1 protein-coding gene is annotated in these 2,596 nt (G+C 73.3%); it reads left to right on the top strand.

Annotated elements, in window-relative coordinates; translation table 11 throughout:
* The first annotated feature begins 207 nt into the window (after positions 1–207).
* On the top strand, positions 208–2,511 hold the full coding sequence (purL, locus tag ACIWVC_RS27405) for a phosphoribosylformylglycinamidine synthase subunit PurL (RefSeq protein WP_396445592.1): 2,304 nt from the start codon (positions 208–210) through the stop codon (positions 2,509–2,511).
* Positions 2,512–2,596 lie beyond the last annotated feature (85 nt).

Genomic DNA, 2,596 nt, shown 5'->3' with positions numbered 1-2,596 from the left:
CCCGTCGTCAACACCGGCCCGCTGCTGCCCGTGCGCGCCGAAGGCCGCGGGACGGGCCCGCAGCCCCGCGTGGGCCACGGCACCGGTCCGCAGCCGGCCGTCGGCCCGGGCACCGGCCCCCAGCCCGCGCTCGGTCCCGGCACCGGCCCGATCCCGACGGTCGAGACCGCCGCCGGCCCGCAGCCCTTGGCGCGGGGGACAGGTCCAATGCCCGCGATCGAGGGGTCCGGCCCGGCCGGCCACGGCACCGACACCGTCGCCATCGCCGCCGCCACCCCCGAGCGTGCGCAGCCGTACGCCGAGCTGGGGATGAACGACGAGGAGTACCGGCGCGTCCGGCACATCCTCGGGCGCCGTCCAACGTCGGCGGAGCTGGCGATCTACTCCGTCATGTGGAGCGAGCACTGCTCCTACAAGAGCTCCAAGGTGCACCTGCGCCAGTTCGGCGACAAGGCCCCGAAGACCGACAAGCTCCTCGTCGGCATGGGGGAGAACGCCGGTGTCGTGGACATCGGCCACGGCTGGGCGGTCACCTTCAAGGTGGAGTCGCACAACCACCCGTCCTACGTGGAGCCGTACCAGGGCGCCGCGACGGGCGTCGGCGGGATCGTGCGCGACATCATGTCGATGGGGGCCCGTCCCATCGCCGTCATGGACTCGCTCCGTTTCGGCCCGGCGGACGCCCCCGACACCCAGCGCGTCCTGCCCGGTGTGGTGGCGGGCGTGGGCGGCTACGGGAACTCCCTGGGCCTGCCCAACATCGGCGGTGAGACCGTCTTCGACGCCTGCTACGAGCAGAACCCGCTCGTGAACGCGCTGTGCGTCGGCGTGATGAAGCACGAGGACATCAAGCGCGCCGCGGCCCCCGGCCCCGGCAACAAGGTGATCCTGTTCGGCGCCCTCACCGGGCCGGACGGCATCGGCGGCGCGTCCGTCCTCGCGTCGGCCACGTTCGACGACGAGTCGCACCAGAAGCGGCCGTCGGTCCAGGTGGGCGACCCGTTCATGGAGAAGCTCCTCATCGAGTGCTGCCTGGAGCTGTTCAACGAGGACCTCGTGGTCGGCATCCAGGACCTCGGCGCCGCCGGCGTGTCGTGCGCGACGACGGAGCTGGCCGCGGCCGGCACCGGCGGCATGCACGTCGACCTGGACGCCGTCCCGCTCCGCGACGAGACGCTCCTCCCCGAGGAGATCCTCATGAGCGAGTCGCAGGAGCGCATGATGGCGGTGGTCGAGCCCGGCAAGGTCGACCGCTTCATGGAGATCTGCGAGCGCTGGGAGATCCCGGCGACGGTCATCGGCCAGGTCACCGACACGCGCCGCCTGGTGATGACGTGGCGGGGCGAGACGATCGTCGACATCCCGCCGGTCACGGCCGTCGACGAGGGCCCGGTCTACAACCGCCCGCTCCAGCCCCCGCAGGACCTCGGCGCCCTGCAGGCCGACACGCCGGGGCGGCTCACGCGCCCGTCCAACGGCGAGGAGCTGCGCCGGACGGTCCTGTGGCTGGCCGGGTCCCCGAACCTGGCCAGCAAGACGTGGGTGACGTCGCAGTACGACCGGTACGTGCTCGGCAACACCGTCTCGGCGATGCCGGAGAACGCGGGCGTGGTGCGCGTCGACGACGAGTCCGGGCTGGGCATCGCGCTCTCCCTGGACGGCAACGGCCGCTACACGCGCCTCGACCCGTACTCCGGCGCCCAGCTCGCCCTGAGCGAGGCGTACCGCAACGTCGCGGCGACCGGGGCGCGTCCCCTGGCCGTCACCAACTGCCTCAACTTCGGCTCCCCGGAGGACCCGGGCGTCATGTGGCAGTTCGCGCGGGCGGTCGAGGGCCTGGCGGACGGCTGCCAGTACCTGGGCATCCCGGTCACGGGCGGCAACGTCAGCTTCTACAACCAGACGGGCGACGTCCCGATCAACCCGACGCCGGTGATCGGCGTCCTGGGCGTCCACGACGACGTCCGCCGCCGGGTGAACATGTCGCTGACCACCGACGGCGCCACGATCGCGCTGCTCGGCGAGACGCGCGAGGAGTTCGGCGGCTCGGAGTGGGCGCACGTCGTCTACGGGCACCTGGGCGGCCTGCCGCCGCTGGTCGACCTGAAGGCGGAGGCGGCGCTGGCGTCCGTCATGGTCAGCGCCATCCGGGACGGGCTGGTCACGGCCGTGCACGACCTGTCGGACGGCGGCCTGTCGCAGACCCTCGTCGAGTCGTGCCTGCGCGGCGGCCTCGGCGCCCGCATCACGCTGCCGGGCGACCCGTTCGTGACGCTGTTCAGCGAGTCGGTGGCCCGCGCCATGGTCGTGGTCACCCCGGGCGCGGAGAGCCGCCTGGCGGCCCTCTGCGAGTCCGCGGGCGTCCCCGTGGCCCAGCTCGGCGTGGCGGGCGGCGACGCCCTCCACGTGACGGGACGCGGCCAGGACGGCGACCAGCAGGAGCTGTTCAGCATCAGCCTGTCGGAGCTCCGCGAGGCCCACGAGCGCATGCTCCCCAGCTACGCCGACTGACCGGCGCGCAGCCGAAAGGGGCGCCCCCGCGAACCCGGGGGCGCCCCTTACGCGTCCTACGTCCGCGTCGTCCGACGACCGCGTC

It is taken from the genome of Actinomadura sp., assembly GCF_044508335.1.
Classification (GTDB): domain Bacteria; phylum Actinomycetota; class Actinomycetes; order Streptosporangiales; family Streptosporangiaceae; genus Spirillospora.
This window is presented reverse-complemented; position numbering and strand designations above follow the sequence as displayed.

What these genes read in the sequence shown, in the direction of transcription:
- purL (WP_396445592.1), top strand. Translation starts at nt 208, where the DNA reads ATGCCCGCGATCGAGGGGTCCGGCCCGGCCGGCCACGGCACCGACACC.